We start from the raw sequence: 19,988 nt of genomic DNA on the forward strand, positions 1-19,988 counted from the left end.
TATGCTCAGAAACTACCTTCTCACCGCTTACCGTAACCTCATCCGGCACAAGGCCTTTTCCCTGATCAACATAGCCGGGCTGGCGCTCGGGCTCACGGCCTGCTTACTAATCGGTTTGTTTGTCTACGACGAGCTGCAGTATGATAAGTTCCTGCCGGACGGAGACCGCATTTACCGTGTCTACAATGACATGTCGGCCAAGGAGGCGGGCTCGGTGGTGGCGCCGGTGCCGCCCATGTATGGCACCACGCTTGAGCAGCGGTTTCCGCAGGTAGAGCAGGTGGTACGCATCCTCATGCTGCAGTTCGATGCCAACAACCTGGTGGAGGTGGGGGAGAAGAGCCTTTACGAGAAAGGCCGCACCTTTACCGATCCTACTTTCTTCGAGGTTTTTCAGCTTCCCTTCAAGTATGGCTCCCCAGAAAAGGCCCTGGCCGATCCCTCATCCATCGTGCTGTCGGAAGAGATGGCAGCTCGTATGTTCGGGGCGGTGGACCCGGTGGGCAAACAGATAACGGTGAACAAGCAGCCTTACCTTGTGAAGGGCGTATTTTACAGCAACAACCGTTTTCACCTGCCTGTCAATTTCATCCTGCCTCTGGAGGCGGCAGAACTCCCGGCCGATCGCATGAAAAGGTGGAGCTGGCAGCAGTTTTATACATACGTGAAGCTGCGCGAGGGCGCCGACCCGCAGCAGGTGGAGGCCACGTTCCGGGATATTGTCGGCAAGCAGATAGACCCGGAACAAAACAGGCCTTTTGACTACAAGCCCTACCTGCAGCCGCTGTGGGAAGTATACTTATACTCTGCCGATTTCAAGTATGACCAGTCCATCCGGGGTAATATTACCTATGTAAAGGCCCTAAGCATCATTGCCATCTTTATACTTCTGATAGCCTGCTTCAACTTCGTGAACCTGGCCACGGCCAAGTCGGCGCAGCGGGCCAAGGAGGTGGGGGTGCGGAAGGCCGTAGGCGCCAGCCGCATCCAGCTGGTGGTGCAGTTTCTGGCCGAGACCCTCTTGCTCACGCTCATCAGCGTTATTTTTGCGGCGGCGCTTACCTCGCTGCTCCTGCCCTCGCTCAATGCCTTTACGGGTAAGCAGATGGCTTTTAACATCTTTACGGAATCCTCGTTGCTGTTGCTGCTCTTGTTGCTAACCCTGGTGGTGGGCCTGCTGGCAGGGTTTTATCCGGCGCTTGTCCTGTCCGGCTTCCAGCCTGTGAAAGTACTCAAAAGCGCTGTGGTGATCGATAGCCGGGTAGGCAGGATACAGTGGTTGCGGCATGGGCTGATCGTGGTGCAGTTCGCCCTGTCCATTTTTCTTATCATCAGCGCTTTTGTGGTGTTTAAGCAAGTCGCCTACCTGCACAACAAGGATCTCGGGTTCAGCAAAGATCAGATCATGTTTTTCCAGATGCGGGGGGATAAGATGTTCGAGAACTACGAGACCTTTAAACAGGAACTCAAGCAGGTGCCGGGCGTCAAGAATGTTTCCATTGGCTATGGTTTCCCGGGGGATGCCACGGCCGGCGACGGAATCATAACACTTCGGAACGGCGAGCAGACGCACCACAGCGTGACCCAACTGATGGTGGACTACGACTACCTGAACACGCTCGATGTGCAACTGCTGGCTGGCAGGGGCTTTTCCAAAGCGTACGGCACCGACGCCAACCACGCCTTTCTGCTCAACGAAACCGCGGTACGGGAGCTAGGCTTCGGTACCCCGCAGGCCGCTTTGGGCCAGCCGCTGCGCTGGCAGGTATGGAGCGACACAAACCCGGACTCCCTGAAGGAAGGAAAGATCATCGGTGTGGTGAAGGACTTTCACTTCAAGAGCCTCTATGAGAAGGTGGAGCCAACCGTGCTGCAGATCTTCCCCAGCGCGTACTGGAAGGTGGCCGTGAAGATTGACGGCGGGAACGTGGCCGGCACCATCGCGCAGGTAAAGGAAGTATGGCACAAGTTCTCGCCCGATTACCCGATTGAGTACGTGTTCATGGACGAAAGCTTCCAGAAGATGTACCTGGCCGAGGACAAACTCAAAACCTTGCTCTGGATCTTTACCGGGATTGCCATTTTTGTGGCTTGCCTGGGCCTGTTCGGGCTGGCCGCCTTTGCCGCCGAGCGCAGGAAAAAGGAGATTGGCATCCGCAAGGTACTGGGTGCTGAGAACGCGGCCATTGTGGCCCTGCTCTCCAAAGAGTTCTTAATTCTGATTGTGGTCTCGGCGCTCATCGCCTTTCCGCTGGCTTGGTATGCCATGCACGTATGGCTGCAGAACTTCGCCTACCGCATCGAGATCCCGGTTTGGGTGTTTCTGGCGGCGGGCATCACGGCGGCAGCGGTTGCTTTCCTGACGGTGAGTTACCAGGCTCTGAAGGCCGCCTCCGTCAACCCGGTGGCCAACCTGCGGTTCGATTAATTTACTTGACTGCCTTGGTCTGAGAGTAGCCAGGGCAGTAAAGTATAAGACTGTACTTTGTGCATGAAAAATTTTCCTGCCCAAAACCTGTAACCATTCTCAAAACTGAAGTTCTCTAAAGTATAAACAGACGCTGCTGGTACGGCAGGTGTTGGAAGTATAGCAGCACCTGCCCGGGCTTGGGTGAATGAAAATTTTGTCTGGTGGCGGTGCAACTATCGCTCCCTGCCTGTGTCTTTAGCCCAAGAACACACCCTTCGCCGCGAGGTCAGGCATCCTAAAATATCTAACTAAGAAACTATGAAAAAAAGAGAACTCTTTTTGCCGGGTTTACTGTGCCTTTTGCTCAGCTTTTGTACTGACGTTCGCGCGCAGGATAACAGCCGGCAGCCTGCTAAAACTACTTCGCAGGCAAATGGCTCCATCTCCGGCACCCTGGTTGATTCACTCACCGGGAAACCGCTGGAGTATGCCACCGTCGCGCTGCTGCAGCAGGGCACCACGCAGGCCGTGAATGGCACGCTTACCGACGATAAAGGCAACTTTATACTTTCCGGGCTTAGCTTAGGGCAGTATGATCTTACCTTCAGCTTTATCGGGTATGCGGCTAAAACCATCCGGCAGGTTACCCTGACAGCGGGTAAGCCGCAAGTGGCGGTAGGCAACGTAAAACTGGCTGTGTCCGGGGCCACTACCCTGAAGGAGGTACAGGTGCAGGCGCTGCGGCCCACTATCACGCAGGAGGCCGACCGCATGGTGGTCAGCATTGAGGGTACGGCACTGGCCGCCGGCAGAACGGCTTACGATGTACTGTCTACCTCGCCCGGCGTGTTCATCGACCAGGAAGGCAACATCCAGCTGAACGGCCGCAGCGGGGTTACGGTGATGCTGGACGGCAAGCTCACCTACCTCTCGGCACAGGACCTGCGCTCTTTGCTGGAGGGCATGCCGGCGGAGAACATCCGCAACATCGAAATCATTACCAACCCCTCGGCCAAGTACGATGCACAGGGTTCCTCCGGCATTCTGAACATCAACCTGAAAAAGAACACGCAACAGGGCGTGAACGGCAGCGTGTACGCGGGCGCTACCTACAACGGCAAGCAGTATGGCTACTCGGGTGGGGCGGCGCTCAACCACAAAACCGGCAACTGGAATACTTTCCTGAACCTGGATGCGGCCCGACGCGTGGGAGGACGTAATTCCACCTTTGACCGTGTGTTTAAAGGAGCTGAGGAATCGGTATACTTCGACCAGGTGGCTACCGAAGACTTCCGGGTACAGGGGCCACCCTCCGTGCGCCTGGGCACCGACTATAGTATAGACGAGCGCCACAGCGTGGGGGTGATGGGCTACTTTATGACCAACAAGCTGAACGCTGACTTCCTGACGGAAACCTACCTGGGCAACGCGCCGGGGCAACCGACGCAGTTTATTGATGCCGATAACTTCCGGGAAAATCGCTTTACCAACTATACCGGCAATGTGCATTACCTGGGGAAATTCGACACACTGGGCACGCAGCTCAGCGCCGATCTGGACCTGGTGAAGATTCGCAACAGAGGGGACGCCTACTTCTATAACTACTTCCACAACCTGGCAGACGGAGGCCCGGCCACGCAGGATTTCCTCTTTACCGAAACGCCCAGCGGCTTCGACATTATCTCCGCCAAAGCCGACTTTACGAAAGCCCTCTCCAGGGGCCGCAAGGTGGAGCTGGGGCTGAAAGCCAGCAGCGTGGCCTCAGACGCCGACTCCCGTTTCTTTTTTAACAACGGCGATGTGCCCCAGCCGGACCTTGCGCGTACGAACCACTTTATTTATGACGAGAACATCTACGCCGCCTATGTGAACTGGAACAGCAACCTCGGGGAGCGCTTCAGCCTGCAGGCCGGGTTGCGGGCGGAGCAGACCGTGTCGGAAGGGGAGTCGCTGACGATGAAGGGGAGCAAGAAGAAGCGCAGTTACCTGGACCTGTTCCCAAGCCTTTTTCTGAAGCAGAAAGTGAACGAGGACTACGAGCTGAACTACAACTACAGCCGCCGCATCTATCGCCCTAACTACGGCTTCCTCAATCCGTTCTTCGCCTACCGCGACCCCTATACGTACTGGCTCGGCAACCCGAACCTGCGGCCGCAGTACACCCACTCCTTCGGCATCACGCAGACCTACAAGAAAAACTACAGCCTGGCGCTCAGCTACCAGCACCAGCAGGACGTGATATCGGAGATTGCCCTGATAGATGCGGAAACCTCTACCACCATTTATACTATCGGCAACGTGGATGATGCCAAAAACCTGAGCATGACGGCCGTGGTGCCTGTAAAGATTCTGAAGAACTGGGACACGAGTAACACGCTGGTGATCGCCTACAACGAGTACAACACCATGGTGGACAAACAGCAGGTCATCAACGACCAGGTATACTACATGCTGCAGTCCAACCATACTATCCTGTTGCCTTGGAAGCTCAAAGCCGAGATAAACGGCACCTACCAGGGTCCGGCCGCCTACGCGCTCTACCGCATTGATCCCCGCTGGTGGGTGAATGTGGGCCTCAAAAAGAGCTTTATGGAAGAAAAACTGGAAGTCAGCGTGAATGCGAACGACATTTTCCATACCCAGCACCTGATCGTCTCAGCCGACGTGGGCGAAGGCAACGTGAGCGATTGGGACCAGTATTTCCGGCAGCGCAACATCGGCTTTACCCTGCGCTACAAGTTTAGCAGAGGCGCGAAACTGGAGGAGCGCAAGCGCAACAACCTTGAGGAACTAAACCGCACCGGCGGATAAAATAGCATTTGTGTTTTTTAGTCTAAAGGCAAACGGGACTCTCTGGGTCCCGCCTGTTTTTTACCCCACTCAGTACAGCCTGAGAAATATATTTCTGTTGCGGCTGTAACCTTTCCCAAAATCGAAGTTTCCTATATTGAAGACCTAACCACACCGGATCATTTGGAACAACTAACAGATAATGCGCTGATGCTTCAGGTTAAGGAGGGAAACCTTGACAAGCTGGGCCTGCTCTTCCAGAGGTATGGCAAAAGTTTGTATGGTTTCTACTTCCGGATAACGCGCAACGCAGCCCTGAGCGAGGACCTGGTGCAGGATGTGTTTGAGCGGGTGCTCAAGTATAAGCACACGTTCCGGGGCGATGGCAAGTTCTCTACCTGGCTCTACCACCTGGCCCGCAACGTGCTGGCCGATCATCTGAAAAAGACCAAACGTGCCGGCGTGAGCACCGACCTAGACGAGCAGGACACGTTACCGGAGCTGGCGGTAGCACCGGAGGAGGCCCTGCAGAAAGAGGAGCACCTGCAGCTTATGGAACAGGCCCTCGACCACCTGAGCCACGAGAAGAAGGAGCTGCTGCTGCTCACGAAGCTGCAAGGTCTTAAGTATAAGGACATCGCCACCATGCAGGGCTGTACCGAAACCAATGTGAAAGTAAAAGTCTTACGGGCGATAAACGATCTGCGGGAGGTCTTCACAAAACTACAAGCGAAAGGAATAAACATATGATCACGGAAAGATATCAGGAGCTGCTGCTCGATTACCTGGAGGGTAACCTGAGCGAGGCGCAGCGACAGGAACTGGAGGCGCTGGTACAGACCGGGCAGGTACCGCAGGAGGAGCTGCAGGCCTTACAGGCGGCTTTCTCAGGACTGCAGGCGCTTCCCGAGCCGGAACCGGGTCCGGGGCTGCAGGCCAAGTTTAACAGCATGCTGGCAACCAAAATGGCGGAAGTGCGGCTGGCAAGGCAACAGCAGTATACTTGGGGCGATCTGTGGCGAGGCCTGCAGACGCTGCTGAGCCCGCTGCGACTGGCTTATACATTGGTTGTGTTTGCCTTTGGGTTTTTCGCCGCCTGGCTTGCCTTTGCGCCCGGACAGCAGCAGACACAAACCACCGACACCCAGCAACTGGCCGCGGAGCTGAACCAGATGAAGCAACTGCTTTTCACCACGCTGATTGAGCAGCCAGCAGCGGTAGACCGCCTGAGGGCCGTGAACATCTCCAGCGAGATGCCAGGGGCGGATGCAAAGGTGCTGGATGCGTTGTTTAACTCTCTCAACAACGACCCAAACGTGAACGTGCGCCTGGCTGCCGTGGAGGCGCTGAAAAAACACACCGACAACCCGCAGGTGCGCGAGCGGCTGATTCTCTCCATCAACCAGCAGGAGTCGCCGATGGTGCAGGTGGCGCTGGCCGACCTGATGCAGGCCCTGCAGGAGCGCAACGCGGTGCCACAGCTCCGGCAGTTGCTGCAGGACGAGAAGACGAACGAACTGGTGAAAGCCAAAATCAAGGAAAGTATAAAAGTCCTCATCTAAGAAACTATGGAAAAGAAAACATCCCTTTTCCTGCTCTTAATGGTGCTGCTCAGCAGTGCAGGAGCCTTGGCCCAGAACCAGACCGAAAAGATTGTGCGGGAGCTGCGCTTTAACCGCAGTGCCCCCGGCAACGTGGTGAAAATCGAGAACATCGACGGCTTTGTGCACGTGGAAACCTACAAGGGCGACAAGGTGCTCTTCGAGGTGGAGCGTATCATCCGACCCAAAACAGCAGATGGCCTGGAGAAAGCGAAGGAACTGAGCCTGGAGTTTGCCGTGAGCGGCGACAGCATCATCAGCTACCTCAAAGCGCCTTACATACAGTCTCACCGCACCGGCAACAAAGGCAACGGGGTGAACATCGACCGGAAGCTGGAGTATGGCTTCACGCACAACTTCACGGTAAAGGTGCCACAAAACACTAACCTCTCCGTCATCACCATCAACAACGGCGACATCAAAATTACCAACCTGACGGCAGACTATATCCAGGCCTCCAACATCAACGGACCGATTTTGCTGGAGAATGTGGCGGCGGCGGTGGATGCCAAAACCATCAACGGCAACGTGGTGGTGAGTTACCGCGAGAACCCAAAAAAGCAGGCGAGGCTGGAGACGCTCAACGGTGACATCGAGCTGCTCTACCAGAAAGTGCTTTCAGCCACCATCAGCTTCAGCTCCTTTAACGGCGACTTCTACACCGACCTGGAGGACCTGCAAAAGCTGGCTCCGAAGGTAGAGAAAGTAAGCAGCTCCGACGGCTCCAAAACCACTTACAAACTGGGCAAGGCATCCTCCTATAAAACAGGTACCGGTGCCGCGCTCATCGAGCTGAAGACCTTTAACGGCAAAGCGACCGTGAAGAAAAGGGGCTAAGCCCATAGACCAAATCATACTTGCATATCCTAATCAAACAAAAATGAAACGCAGTCTTTTTATACTGACCCTGCTGGCCCTGTGCGCACACGCCTTTGCCCAGGGAGGCAACACGGAAGAAATCGTCGTGCCCCTTACCCGCCCCAATGATACCGGAACGATGGAGGTGAGCCTGTTCTCCGGTTCTATTCAGGTAACCGGCACCAAAGGCAAGGAGGTGGTGATACGCGCTAACATGGAGGAAAGAGCGTCTAAAGCGCAGGCCAAGGAGGAGACAGGAGGGCTGAGGCGCATCGCCAACAACAGCATGGGCCTCACTGTGACCGAGCACAACAACCGCGTGGAGGTGAACTCTGAGGTGATGAACAGAAACGTGAACCTGGAGATACAGGTGCCCCAGAACTTTAACCTTAAACTCTCCAGCGTGAGTCGCGGCGATATTATGGTGCGCAACGTGAACGGAAACCTGGAAATCGACAATGTGAACGGGTCCATCAATCTGGAGAACGTGTCCGGGAGTGCGCTGGCCAATACGGTAAACGGCGCCATCAAAGCCAACTTCCTGCGGTGGGATAATAAGGCGCCCATGGCTTTCTCTACCCTGAACGGAAACCTGAACATCACCCTGCCCGCCAATTCCAAGTTCAACGCCAAACTCAACTCCGATCGCGGGGAGATATACACGGATTTTGACCTGGTGCAGGAGGCCAGGCAGACCAAGGCAAAAGGCGCCCGAACTGAAGGCGGTGTATACCAGGTCAGTACAGCGGATTTTGTAACCGGAAAGGTAAACGGAGGCGGTGCCGAGATCATGGTGAAAAGTATGAACGGCAACATTTACATCCGCAAGGGCAAGTAAGCGACCCCGGTTTATACTTTGAGATTATACCTTAGAAGCAAGCTATACGTTGGTAGCTTGCTTCTTTTTATCTTGCATGATGCAAACACCGAAACTCTTTATGCTGATGCTGGGCTGCAGGCCCCCCGGCAGAAACACCGAGCAGCACGACATGTTCTTCAGCGTGGCCGAAACCGTGAAAGACCTGGTGCCGGAGATTAAGGCCTTCTGGCCAGAGGCCAAGGGCAAGATGCACGTGGACGCCTGGCGCGAAGTAACCAACGTAAACGGCTACACAATTGAAGTAGTGCCCCGTGAAGAGGCCTCTGAAGCGTCCGAAAAGCTGTTCTTCCTCAACCTGGGTGGCTACAAACCCGGCGAGTTCGATGAGTTTCATTATAAAATGCTGGCTGTGGCCAACGATACTGCCGGGGCGGTGCAGCAGGCCAAGCAAACAGCTTTCTACAAACACACCGGCTTCAAAGGAGCCACCTCGCACATCGACGACAAGTTTGGCGTGGATGTGGATGAGCTTTTTGAGGTGCAGGACATTCTGCCTGAGGCCGTGAAAGAGAAGTATAGCCTACAGGTGACCCCATCACAAAGTATAGCTGAAGACGAGCTGCACCTGGGCTATTTCCAGCTGCACAAGCTGTAGCGCCAAAGTATAAACCGAAGGCAAGCCAGGGGAACAAGTATAAGTTAGCTGCGTTAGTAAGGGAAGTGTGTTTAACTTAAACTGACTGACGCAATGGACAGATACTATGAAAACGACAACCGCCAGCGCAAAAACCACTATGCTGATTTCGATGAGCATGGCAACCCGCTGACCGGTAACCGCAACAGTTTATCCCGCCGAAACCCGGAAGGCAACTATGGCAGCGGCATGTATGAGCGCGATGACCGCCGACGCGGAGAATATACCACCCACTCGGCACGAGCCTACGGCGACATGAGCCATGGCACCCGCTACGGCGAAGGCGGCAGCTACGAAGGCGGAGGATCTGCTTATGGGCATTCCTACTATGGCCTGTCGGGCCAGCAGGGGCCGCGCATTACGCAGCACGACCGGGGCTGGGATGAGAGCCGCCAGTACGATGCCTACGGAGACTCCAGGCACTACCAGAACCGCGACCAGCGCTTCAGCGACAGCTTCGGGCGCAGCAGCGACGGCGGCTACATCAACGAGGGCAGACGGGACGTTAATCGCCGCCGCAACAACCCGGGCCATTATGATGACAGCTACCAGGGCTACCGCAGTTCCGGCTACGACCGCAGCTATGATGACTTCCGGGGCACCGGTTATGGCTCCACGGAATACGATAACCGCGACAGGGACCGCATGCGCAGCCTCCGCGGCAACCGTGACAGCGACTGGGAAGGAAACCGCAGCTATACCGAACACAACCGCTTCAACAGCGGGCAGGACTGGTAAGCCTGTATTAACTTTTTATACTTAATCAGACAGCGCCTCTGCCGGAGTATACTTCGGCGGAGGCGCTTTTTTTGTTTATACTTTTGGAGGGCCTTATACTTCTATACTAGGTATATCAATAAACTGAGCGAGAGAAAGCAGTTCTTTGCCCTCGCTCGCCTCTGGCGAGTGTGCGTTATCTACCGGTCTCCGGCCGCCTTGGTCTATACTTTATACTTGTTGAATAGCTATACTTGAAGGGTAACGTGGCGGGACGCCACCTAATAGCCCACACTCGCCGGAGGCGAGCGAGGGCAAGAATGTTAACGGGAACGAAGGTTCAACTTCTTCCACTATAACTCTTGCCGTTGTTGTGTCTAGTGACCAACAATCAGATTTGGGCAGGCAGTGCTTTCTACCTTTACTTAAAAGTGCATTTATACTTTATATTTGGCATTGGGAGGAGCACCAAAAGGCTATTCTTTGGATGCTGCAGATAGTCTTGTTGGAAGTAATTTTTCAAGCTCCCTTAACTCAGTTTTATACTCAGAACTATATTTTGCCTCTATCATCTCAGAAATTGCATTATACTTACTATCTGAAGAACTTTGCTTTACCCGTAGCATAACTTTGCCATAATCAATCAGGCATTCTGCAGTTATTGTAAATTCGTCTCCTTGGTTAAACTTTATCTCTAGTATGCAACCACTTGCGCCCTGCCTGTAAGTTGTATCTTCCAAGTAGTAACTCACATTTGTCACAAAGCAAGCCTCATTTGTTATAGATTGGATGTCAGAAACAATAGCCTCTGTTAGGTAAGATGAGTTTTGCCAACAGACGCTATAGTTCTCAGAAAGATCGTTTGAAGCAGCGTAGAGTTTTTTACTTAGGTCGGCTAGACACTGATATATCTTAAATTCCATACTTGCAATTTAGCCCATTACCCAGCTAAATCAAGAATCTTTCTGCCCCAGCAAGTATAAGTCTGCTGAAATACTTAAATTTTGGCTATGAAACGCCTCAACCAGAAAATCACCCTGACGCTGGCCTTGTTACTGCTCCATACCTTTGCCTGGGCGCAGACGGTGCCGGAGAAAGTGACCGCGGCCTACCAGGCCTTTGAGCAGGACCCGCAGCTGCAGAACGCCATCTCCTCGCTTTACATCACCGACGCCAAAACCGGCAAGGTCATCTTCGACAAGAACAGCCGGATAGGCCTGGCGCCTGCCTCCACCATGAAGCTCATTACCAGCATCAGCGCTTATGAGCTGCTGGGCACCGACTTCAAGTATGAAACAAAGTTTGCTTACCGTAAAGGGAAAGGTCCGGCGGAACTGCTTATACTTCCGAGCGGCGACCCTACGCTGGGCAGCTGGCGTTGGCCCGAGACGAAGGAAGGCGAAGTGCTGCAGGGACTCACCAGAGCGTTGCAGAAAACAGGAGTAAAGAGCTTTGGGAGTGTGCTGGTGGCTAACGAGGGCTGGAACGACGAAACAGTGCCCGACGGCTGGATGTGGCAGGACATTGCCAACTACTACGGCGCGGGACCGGCCAAGCTGAACTGGCGCGAAAACCAATATGATGTCATACTTCAATCAGGGGCAAAAATAGGTGACCCGGTGGCCATCGTTAAAACGGTGCCTGCGCTGAATGGCTATACCCTGCACTCTGAGCTTACTGCGGCCGCGGCCGGTACTGGCGACAATGCCTATATCTACTTTCCGCTGAGTACTTCGGCGGCCACCATCCGGGGCACCATTCCGGTAAACGAAAGCAGCTTTAAAATCTCCGGGGCCATGCCTTCGGCTTCTCGCCAGTTTGTATCCACCCTTTCTGACACGCTGCGGACGGTAGGGATTAAGCTGCCTAAGTCCGTTACCGAGCATCATCTTGCTCTGCCTTATAACGATTACACGGTGTTCCACACCATCACCTCTCCGCCGCTGGACAGCATCATTTATTGGTTTAACCGCCGAAGTATAAATCTGTATGGCGAGGCGCTCGTGAAAACCATCGCCGCCAAACATACCCCCGACAGCCGGACAAGCAACGGTTTGAAGGAAATTCGTGCCTTCTGGAAAGAGTGGGGCCTGCCGGAAACAGAGCTGAGCATGGTGGATGGCTCCGGCCTTTCGCCGCTGAACCGGGTGACCACGCACGCGCAGGTGCAGCTGCTGCAGCACGCCAGGTTGCAACCCTGGTATAACGGCATCTATGCTTCGCTGCCTGTCTTTAACGGCATGAAGATGAAGAGCGGCACCATTCGCGGCGTAAAAGGTTTCTGCGGCTACCACAAGAGCGCGGACGGTAAGGAGTATGTTTTCTCCTTTATCGTCAACAACTACAATGGCTCGGCCTCTGCGCTGGTGAAAAAGATGTATAAAGTGCTGGATGAGCTGAAGTAAGAGCTTGCCAAAGTATAAGTATAAACGCCAGCGCCCCTGCTAACTGCAGGGGCGCTGGTGTTTTAAGTATAATAGGCCTTAGCCCCGCTTTTTGGTGTCCTCGTTGCTTTTGTGTGTCTTTAGCGTGCTGGCGTTGGGCTGGTTGTTTCTGAACTCCTTATCCGTGCTGTCTGCCCCACGCGTGGTGGTGCTGGGGTTAGCGTTAGAGCCCTGTGGGCTGTTCTGGTTCGGGGTGTCTTTGCCTTTTTTAGCGCCGCCACTGCTGCCTTCGCGACTCGTTTTGTTCTCGCCGCGCGTATTGTCGGCACCGCCAGCCACAGGGCCTGTTTTGGTACCCTTACCCAGTCCGCTTACACCTTCCCCTTTTCTTGAATTCGGGTCTTCTGAAATATTTCGATTGTTGCTGCTCATAGTCTGTTTTCTTCTTAGTTATACATCGTTCATCTACCCACTCGGGTTTTAGTTGTACGACGGATAAGAAGGCTTAGGTTAAGAAAAGCGTACAAATACTGCCGGCACAAAAGTATGGAGACTGCATAGAGAAAGGCCCAAAACAGGAGTATGCCCAGAGGATTTTGGACGTTGGAGCCTGCTTTATGATGTACCGTATCAGGTGTAATCAGTGCATAGAACCTTCTTTAAAAAGAAGAGTTTAAGGATAAGCTGATGGAGGGATTTTCTTCCATAGAAGCCGTTGTGTGAAGGCTATGAGATGGCACCCTTTTGTTAATTTCTTCCTGCTGATCCTGGGACTGATCGTTGTATCCGTTCTGGCAGCCTTGCTTTTGCTACCCCCGCTTTACGAAGGAAAAGCACATGCCTTCCTCAAGGCGAAAATTGCCAGCGAAACGGGCCTGGCCCTGTCACCTTTCCAGACGGAAATCTCCAGCTGGAAGAACTTTCCATCTATGACGGTTTCCCTCCACAACATCGCTCTGGTGGATACTGCACACGCGGAGCACCTGGAGGTGCTGGCTGCCAAGCATGTGGAGGTGCTCCTACCTATGCTGCAACTTCCTTACAGCGGTATCCGGGTGAGTGAAGTGTACCTGGATGGCGTGTCCTTTCACCAGCGGGTAGACTCGGCGGGGAATAAAATCAGTCTTTCATTCAGCAAGAAGAACAAGGAAAATGCTGACCCTGATGAGCTATCGCTGCGCATCCGGAAAGTAGTTATCCGAAACGCTAAGGTACTTAGCGAGAACTTCTTCAAGCAAAGCGCCTTTTCCCTGCGGTTGCTCCATGCTGATCTGGCTGCAGAGGTAAAAGATGGCCTCCTGGAAATTCAGGGAAAGCTGCAGGGCCGGATTAACCACATCTCCAGCAAGGAACTGCACCTGTTCCGGGATAATGAGTTCACCGCCGATGCCTCTTATACATTTGACCTTCGGAAAAAGCAGGGCATGATACAGGATAGCCGGGCCATTCTTAACGGGAACGAGGTGCTGATCTCCGGCACACACCAGAAGGCTGCCTCCGGCCTTGGCTCCGATCTGGACCTCCATTTTAAAGGGACGCAGCCGTTTTTCTTTCTCCTGAACCAGATGGCCGAAGTACGATCAATTCCGTTGCTGAAGCAGGTGGAGAGCGATGGCCGCGTGAAATTGCACTACCACATTGCCGGTCGTTCCGGCCCCAAACAGCGCCCCCGCAACAGGCTATACTTTGATCTGGAAGACGGCAGGCTGCACTGGCCAACCACCCGTTTCACGCTGTCGCACATCCAGATGGCCGGACAATTGGACAACGGCCCGCAGCATACTCCTGAGTCAAGCTCCTTTACACTGCACCGCCTGTCGGCCAGCACCGGCAAGGATAGCCTGCAGCTAAAAGCCGAAATCACCAACTTTACCAAACCCTATATAGATGCCCAACTCAGCGGAAGCTATACTTTAGACAGCCTGGCAGAGGTGCTGCCTCCTGATTACGTATCGTTGCCGCGGGGCACGCTTGCCGGCAACGTGGCCATCAAGGGCAACTTGCACGCCAGCAAGGATCGCCAGCAGGCGCAGGATCTGAAATGGCAGGGCGTAATCAGACTGCACGAGGTGGGGTTCCAGCCGGCAAAGCTGACTGTTCCGTGCACCGAGGTAAACGGCGAGGCCCGGCTGGCGGGCAATGAGCTGCGGCTGCACCAGATGCGCGGCAAGCTGGGAGGGGAGCCCTTCAGGGTGGAGGGTTCTGTGAAAGATGCGATGAACTATTTGTTGGGCCAGCACAACACCGTTTCGGTGGACGGGGCTGTCATGCTGCAGCAGGTGAAGACGGATTGGATAAAACTAAAGCAGGAGGGTAGGGGCGGTTCCCCTCGTGCAGCAATTGCCGCTGCCGAAGAGAACTCCACCACCATACTTCCAGCCTTCCTGCGGGTGAACGTGCGCCTGGCGTGTCAGCAACTGGACCTGCAGAAGACATCTGTCGAGAACATGCGGGCCAGGCTGCGAAGCAATGGCCGCCGGCTTACACTCTCTAATATCGGCCTGACAACACAAGGCGTAGCGGTTACCGGAAACGTGTCGGTGCCCAACGATAACAGGCAGCTGTATGCAGCCGACCTGCAGCTCTCAGCCCGGCTCGACTCGCTGGACCTGACAAGTATGGAGCAGGTAAATTCGCTGGCTAACTCGGCAGGCTCTAAAAAAACAGCTGTATCAAAAGACAAGGGGCTGGAGTACATACTGCCTCTGCAAAAGGCGCAAATCAACCTGCACGTCAGCCGGATAAACCTGCCGGGGGCCGAAGACCTGGAAGACCTCTCCGTGCAACTGAATAAGAACAAGGGCCACGTGATGATGCGGGACATGCGCTTCCGCACATCGAAGGGCGGTGCTGCCAGCGCGTACGGCGGCTTTTACCTTGTCAATTCAAAACCTGTCAGGCCTTACCTGGATGTAACCATGCAATATGGCTTTCTGGATCTGCAGGCCTTTATGCAGAACATGGCAGCGCTTAAAACACTCCTTCCGCCTGATGAGCCGGAGCCCGACACACCGCCTACTGCAAATGAAAAAGAAGCGCTCAGAAAAAAGGTGTATGACCTGGGATTGCACGTGAAAGCGCAGGAGCTGAAGTATGAGTATCTGAGTGGGACAAACTTGGCCGTTGATGTCCGGATGAACCGGGAGCAGGCGCAACTGGACGAACTATACCTGAACGCTTTCGGAGGAACAATTTACTCGCGTGGCGTCATGTACCTCAACGAGCCTACCGACACTATTCCGGTCCGGCTGAAGGCGCAGGTGCAGGATATCGACCTGGAGCAATTGTTTGCCTTTGCCGAGCAAATGGAGCTGGACGTGCTGAGTAGCCAGAACATAAAAGGAACGGCCAATTGCTATGTGACCGTCTTCACCAAACTGGACCAGACCTTTACGCCGGGCTTCGACCAGACGGTGGCTTACTCCAGGGCCACTTTCCACGATATGGAGCTGATCGATGTAAAGCCCATACAGGAGGCGCTCGGCTTTATGCGGAAGGAGCGTACCGGACACCTGTTTTTTGAGGATGTGGATGCTGACTTTGTGCTATACAAAAACAAGTTCGTCGCGCCCGGCTTCAGTCTGAACAACAACCTGTCGGCCTTTGACCTGCGGGGTTCCTATACGATGAAAGGCGCTGCCAACCTGAGCCTGGATGTGAATGTTTTCGATATCCTGTTCGGGAACAACGAGCGCCGCATCGAAAAAATACAGGAAGACTCACTGTCTTTAAATAACAACCAGAGCAAACAGCACCTGCTGCTGGTGCGGGAAGAGGAAAAGTATAAAGTGAAGCTCAGTAACCGCAAAGAAAGGGAGGACATCTCGCTGGTGCTGCGCAACGAGTTTCTGGACGTGCTGCGGCAATACCAGATAGACACCGCTTTCTCCGAAATCAAGTAATTATCACCTGTTTCTATTCATTCCCACTGCCCTCATAACTTTATAGTAAAAAGCTGATGCCAAGCAGGTTGTGCTTTAACTTAATTTCTGCAACATACGTTTATAGTGCTATGTAAATATTTTGTGATGGATTATGTATTTACAGTGTACCTAAGTTAAAAACACAACTATGGAAAGATTTTTAGGAAACTACGGCCCACAGCTGTACGCGCTGCTGCGCATCGTCGCCGGTCTGCTGTTTGCCATGCACGGCACCCAGAAATTATTTGGCTGGCCCGGAGATGGCAATACCGTGGAATTAGCGTCCCTGATGGGTCTCGCCGGTATCATCGAGTTTGTGGGCGGGCTGATGATTGCGTTTGGCTTCCTGACGAGCTGGGCTGCCTTTATCGCCAGTGGTGAGATGGCCGTGGCCTACTTTATGGCGCATGCGCCACAGGCCCTCTGGCCTATTGAGAACCAGGGAGAACTAACGGTGGTGTACTGTTTCCTGTTCTTGTACATGGCGGCCCGGGGCTCCGGCATCTGGAGCGTAGACGCCGCCAGGGGCAGGCGGCCTGTCACAGCGGAGGGTGCACGGCCTACCTATAGTTAGGTTAGCTAAATCCTGTGGCTGAATACATTAGGCTCCAGGCTTCAGCCAATCACAAGGCAAGTCCTGCGCTTGCATGTATGGCAGTGGAAAAAATAGGCGGCAGAGAACTCAGCAGGTGATTACTATCGTTAGCGGGCTAAAGTCTTATAATCGATGCTTCGCTGGAAAGATGTTATTTACTACGCCAAATACAGTAATCCGGAGCCTGCCAGAAGAGTAGAGAAAACGGAGGAGGAGTGGCGCCAGCTGCTGGAGCCCTCACGGTACCGTATCCTTCGGAAGAAGGAGACAGAACCTCCCTACCGGAATGCCTACTGCCGGTCGTATGAGCCTGGGCAATACACGTGTGCCGGGTGCGGGAGCCTGTTGTTTCATGCCAGCGAAAAGTACCACGCTATTTCCGGCTGGCCTAGCTTCACCCAGCCGGCCACCAGGGGGGCCGTTAAGTATACTTTTGATAACAGCCACAACATGGAGCGCATAGAGGTGCGCTGCAATGTGTGCGACGGGCATCTGGGGCACGTGTTTCCCGACGGACCCGAACCAGCGGGTGTGCGGTACTGCATCAACTCAGAAAGTTTAATACATGGAAGTATAGGTTGCTAATATATTTAGCAAAAAAGTTGTTTTCGGGCTTAGTTATAACCTTGTTTCTTGTATTTGCGTAAAAAATTAGCAAAAACTAAAGGTCATGAAGTTGAAGATAGATGAAAAACCATTTCTGCCCGAAGGCCGGCACGTGGTGAAAATAACGGAAGTAGAAGAAGGCAGAAGCGAAAACAAGGATATCCCGTTTATCAATTGCCGTTTAGAAAATGAAGATGGTTTTGTGAACCAGCGCTTTTACCTGAGCGAGCCAGGGCAACCGATACTTGCTTCTTTTCTGAAGGCGCTCGGCATCGACAAGCAGGAGGTAGACTCGAAGGAACTTAAGGGCAAGAGCCTCTCCGTGGAAGTGGAAGAGCGCACCTATGAAGATGCGGAAGGCAAAGAAAAAACGATCAAGCAAGCCACCCACTTTGAGGCAGTTGGCAAAGCCAATACCTCAAACAGAATTTAAGTCATATTAACTATCAAAGAAGGAGCCTGGTGCTCCTTCTTTTGTTTTTGGTCCCTGCTGCATGTGCAGACAAATAAAGCGTATGACAAGGGAGGAGTCCGAATTTAAACATGTGGATATGGTAGCAGCAGAACACAACTATAAAACAGGCCGGCTAACGGCAAGGCCGGGAGCAATTCCTGATAGTAGTAAGAAGTCCTCAGGAGTGCAGCCACTTCTTGTACAAGAGCAGAAGGCGGGCCTGCTTTATGTGCCGCAACAGTATGAACCCGTCAAACCCGCCGCGCTGGCCGTGATGCTGCACGGGGCCGGTGCTGCCGCTGCGCAAGGGCTGTCGCTGCTCCGAAGCTATGCCGACGAATCTAACATGCTCGTGGTAGCCCCTGCTGCCACCGCTTACTCCTGGGACATCATTGCCAGCAGAAAATTCGGCCCGGATATCGCTATCCTGGAGGAGGCCCTGCACGCTGTATTTGAGAACTTTGCGATAAATTCTGAGCGCATCGCCATTGGCGGCTTTTCGGATGGGGCCTCTTATGCCCTCTCTGTTGGCCTCACAAACGGCGACCTGTTTACGCACATCATTGCTTTCTCACCTGGCTTTGTCCATACGCCTGAAAACAGGGGCAAACCAAAAGTATACCTCTCGCACGGCATCCACGACCCGGTGTTGCCCATAGACCCCTGTGGCAGGCGCATTGTGCCCCAGCTTAAGCGGCTTGGCCTGGAGGTAAATTACAAGGAGTTTGACGGCCGGCACGAAGTGCCCGCGGACATAGCCCAAGCTGCCGTAACGTGGTTTATGAGTTGAATGATAAACATGTATCATGAAAGAATCAACTGCTGAGAAAAGGAGGTTCCGCTTTTACAAAGAGCCGCACGGCACCTGGTACATCGACCTGCCTGAGTACCCGGGACCCAAGGGAGACCTGGCCATGGTGGCCGGTGCCGATGATATGCTGGACTATCTGGCAAAAGGTGGCAAGCAGGTGGAGGTGGAGATGAGCGAGCTTCCTTTTGATGGCGCCCTGGCCCTGGATTTGGTAAGGATGGGAGAGCCCGGAGGAGGGGCCTACTATAAACCAGTGAGCCACAGCATCCAGTCCGTCTGGCTTTGCGACGTTACCATTTTTGCCCTGCAGAAATTCCCCGAGAAAATATACTTTCGCGCTGTTGGTTAATCTCCCGGAAGGCACCGGAAACAGGCTGCAACTTCGCCCGTCTTAGTTTGTGGTGGCCAACACCTTTGCCAGTTCCCGCTGGTAATCCGGGTTCTCGTTCATCCCGTTGTGGGGCTGGCCTTTCAGGATAATCACTTTATCGGTGGGTTTGAGGTGGGCCTTTAGTTTCTCTGAGGAGCCGTGGTAGATGATTTCATCCCGGTCGCCGTGGAAGAGCACGATGGGAGCCATGGTTAGGTCTACAAAGCGATAGGTCTCAAACCTATACTTTAAAATAAAGGCAGGAACAAAAGGGTAGAGGCTGTGCACCAGATCGGGGAGGCTGTAATAAGGTGCTTGCAGCAAGAGCAACCTGGGGCTGTTATTGGCCGCCAGCATGGCCGCTGCCGCCGATCCGATGGAGTAGCCCGCCACGACGATAGCGCTTTCTGTATACCTTGCCTTCAGGTGGTTATAGGCTGCCTGCACATCCTCGTAAAACTGTTTTTCGTTGCTAATCTGTCCGCCGCTCTTGCCGTAGCCGCGATAATCAAGTATAAAAATATCGTAGCCCAGCCGGGTATAGGTAGGAGCAATGTATCCCCAAGAGTCGACTGAGCCGGCATTGCCATGCAGGTAAAACACCAGCCCCTTCGGCTTATCGGCCTTAAACAGCAGCCCGTGCAACTGTGTCCCATCCTTGGCAGGCAGGTATACTTCCTCAAACTCCTGGCCGAAGCGGAACTGGTGCTCCTGCGGCAGTTTTTCGGGGAAGAAGATAAGGCTCTCCTGTTGAAAGAATCCAAGGCCCATAAAAAGCAGGTAAAGCGTGAATGGAATGGCTGCTATGTAAAGTATGGTACGCAAGGATAGCTTTGGTTGATGAAATAAAATAGTAGTTTTCCGTGAATAACGAGCGGTTAAATTAATCGTTTAAACTTTCTTTTTTTCTGCTTCTACCCCAGGCTTTGCTAACTTCTCCCTCCCAAAAGTGTTA

Annotated in this window: 18 protein-coding genes; 15 read left to right on the top strand and 3 right to left on the bottom strand. The window is 53.7% G+C overall.

Features of this window, described 5'->3' with window-relative positions; translation table 11 throughout:
• Position 1 precedes the first annotated feature (1 nt).
• The 8 genes from BM040_RS16000 (at position 2) to BM040_RS16035 (ending at position 9,911) form a co-directional block, all read left to right on the top strand.
• Positions 2–2,428 (top strand): ABC transporter permease, encoded by a 2,427-nt coding sequence (locus BM040_RS16000; RefSeq protein WP_092103612.1) that lies wholly within the window; start codon positions 2–4, stop codon positions 2,426–2,428.
• A gap of 300 nt (positions 2,429–2,728) precedes the next feature.
• On the top strand, positions 2,729–5,221 hold the full coding sequence (locus BM040_RS16005; protein WP_092103614.1) for a TonB-dependent receptor: 2,493 nt from the start codon (positions 2,729–2,731) through the stop codon (positions 5,219–5,221).
• 162 nt (positions 5,222–5,383) lie between these two features.
• A complete protein-coding gene (locus BM040_RS16010) occupies positions 5,384–5,950 on the top strand; it encodes an RNA polymerase sigma factor (RefSeq protein WP_092103616.1) in 567 nt (188 codons plus the stop codon).
• Positions 5,947–6,762, top strand: a complete 816-nt coding sequence (locus BM040_RS16015; protein ID WP_092103618.1) for a HEAT repeat domain-containing protein — start codon at positions 5,947–5,949, stop codon at positions 6,760–6,762. The genes BM040_RS16010 and BM040_RS16015 overlap by 4 nt, the downstream gene beginning before the upstream one ends.
• Before the next feature lie 6 nt (positions 6,763–6,768).
• The gene (locus tag BM040_RS16020) at positions 6,769–7,638 is read left to right on the top strand and encodes a DUF4097 family beta strand repeat-containing protein (protein WP_092103620.1); all 870 of its coding nucleotides are present in this window, start codon (positions 6,769–6,771) and stop codon (positions 7,636–7,638) included.
• A gap of 43 nt (positions 7,639–7,681) precedes the next feature.
• Entirely contained in the window at positions 7,682–8,497 is an 816-nt protein-coding gene (locus BM040_RS16025; RefSeq protein ID WP_092103622.1) for a DUF4097 family beta strand repeat-containing protein, read from the top strand.
• 76 nt (positions 8,498–8,573) lie between these two features.
• Entirely contained in the window at positions 8,574–9,134 is a 561-nt protein-coding gene (locus BM040_RS16030) for a DUF1543 domain-containing protein (protein ID WP_245756255.1), read from the top strand.
• Between the two features lie 93 nt (positions 9,135–9,227).
• Positions 9,228–9,911, top strand: a complete 684-nt coding sequence (locus tag BM040_RS16035; RefSeq protein WP_092103624.1) for a hypothetical protein — start codon at positions 9,228–9,230, stop codon at positions 9,909–9,911.
• 455 nt (positions 9,912–10,366) lie between these two features.
• Here BM040_RS16035 and BM040_RS16040 read toward each other — a convergent pair whose 3' ends face one another.
• Entirely contained in the window at positions 10,367–10,813 is a 447-nt protein-coding gene (locus tag BM040_RS16040; RefSeq protein ID WP_092103626.1) for a hypothetical protein, read from the bottom strand.
• An 87-nt stretch (positions 10,814–10,900) separates the two neighbouring features.
• Between BM040_RS16040 and dacB the strand changes: the two genes are divergently transcribed.
• Positions 10,901–12,295, top strand: coding sequence for a D-alanyl-D-alanine carboxypeptidase/D-alanyl-D-alanine endopeptidase (dacB, locus tag BM040_RS16045; RefSeq protein WP_092103628.1), 1,395 nt, complete (start codon positions 10,901–10,903; stop codon positions 12,293–12,295).
• A gap of 78 nt (positions 12,296–12,373) precedes the next feature.
• Here dacB and BM040_RS16050 read toward each other — a convergent pair whose 3' ends face one another.
• Entirely contained in the window at positions 12,374–12,706 is a 333-nt protein-coding gene (locus tag BM040_RS16050) for a hypothetical protein (protein WP_092103630.1), read from the bottom strand.
• 296 nt (positions 12,707–13,002) lie between these two features.
• Here BM040_RS16050 and BM040_RS16055 point away from each other — a divergent pair, with 296 nt between their 5' ends.
• The 6 genes from BM040_RS16055 to BM040_RS16080 all read left to right on the top strand — a co-directional run bounded on the left by BM040_RS16055 (position 13,003) and on the right by BM040_RS16080 (position 19,012).
• Positions 13,003–16,176 (top strand): AsmA family protein, encoded by a 3,174-nt coding sequence (locus BM040_RS16055; protein WP_092103632.1) that lies wholly within the window; start codon positions 13,003–13,005, stop codon positions 16,174–16,176.
• Positions 16,177–16,345: 169 nt separating this feature from the next.
• Positions 16,346–16,771 carry a DoxX family protein gene (locus tag BM040_RS16060; RefSeq protein ID WP_092103634.1) on the top strand — a complete coding sequence of 142 codons (426 nt, stop codon included), beginning with the start codon at positions 16,346–16,348 and terminating at the stop codon, positions 16,769–16,771.
• A 153-nt stretch (positions 16,772–16,924) separates the two neighbouring features.
• Positions 16,925–17,377: a peptide-methionine (R)-S-oxide reductase MsrB gene (gene msrB, locus BM040_RS16065; protein WP_092103636.1), complete on the top strand. Its 453-nt coding sequence runs from the start codon at positions 16,925–16,927 to the stop codon at positions 17,375–17,377.
• A gap of 85 nt (positions 17,378–17,462) precedes the next feature.
• Positions 17,463–17,831: a hypothetical protein gene (locus BM040_RS16070; protein ID WP_092103638.1), complete on the top strand. Its 369-nt coding sequence runs from the start codon at positions 17,463–17,465 to the stop codon at positions 17,829–17,831.
• Between the two features lie 118 nt (positions 17,832–17,949).
• The gene (locus BM040_RS16075; RefSeq protein ID WP_092103821.1) at positions 17,950–18,642 is read left to right on the top strand and encodes an alpha/beta hydrolase; all 693 of its coding nucleotides are present in this window, start codon (positions 17,950–17,952) and stop codon (positions 18,640–18,642) included.
• Between the two features lie 16 nt (positions 18,643–18,658).
• The gene (locus tag BM040_RS16080; protein ID WP_092103640.1) at positions 18,659–19,012 is read left to right on the top strand and encodes a DUF6717 family protein; all 354 of its coding nucleotides are present in this window, start codon (positions 18,659–18,661) and stop codon (positions 19,010–19,012) included.
• A 42-nt stretch (positions 19,013–19,054) separates the two neighbouring features.
• On the opposite strand, the gene BM040_RS16085 is transcribed toward BM040_RS16080, so the two are convergent.
• Positions 19,055–19,858 (bottom strand): alpha/beta hydrolase, encoded by an 804-nt coding sequence (locus BM040_RS16085; protein WP_245756256.1) that lies wholly within the window; start codon positions 19,856–19,858, stop codon positions 19,055–19,057.
• Between the last annotated feature and the right edge of the window lie 130 nt (positions 19,859–19,988).

The sequence above is a fragment of the Pontibacter chinhatensis genome (assembly GCF_900113285.1).
Classification (GTDB): Bacteria; Bacteroidota; Bacteroidia; order Cytophagales; family Hymenobacteraceae; genus Pontibacter; species Pontibacter chinhatensis.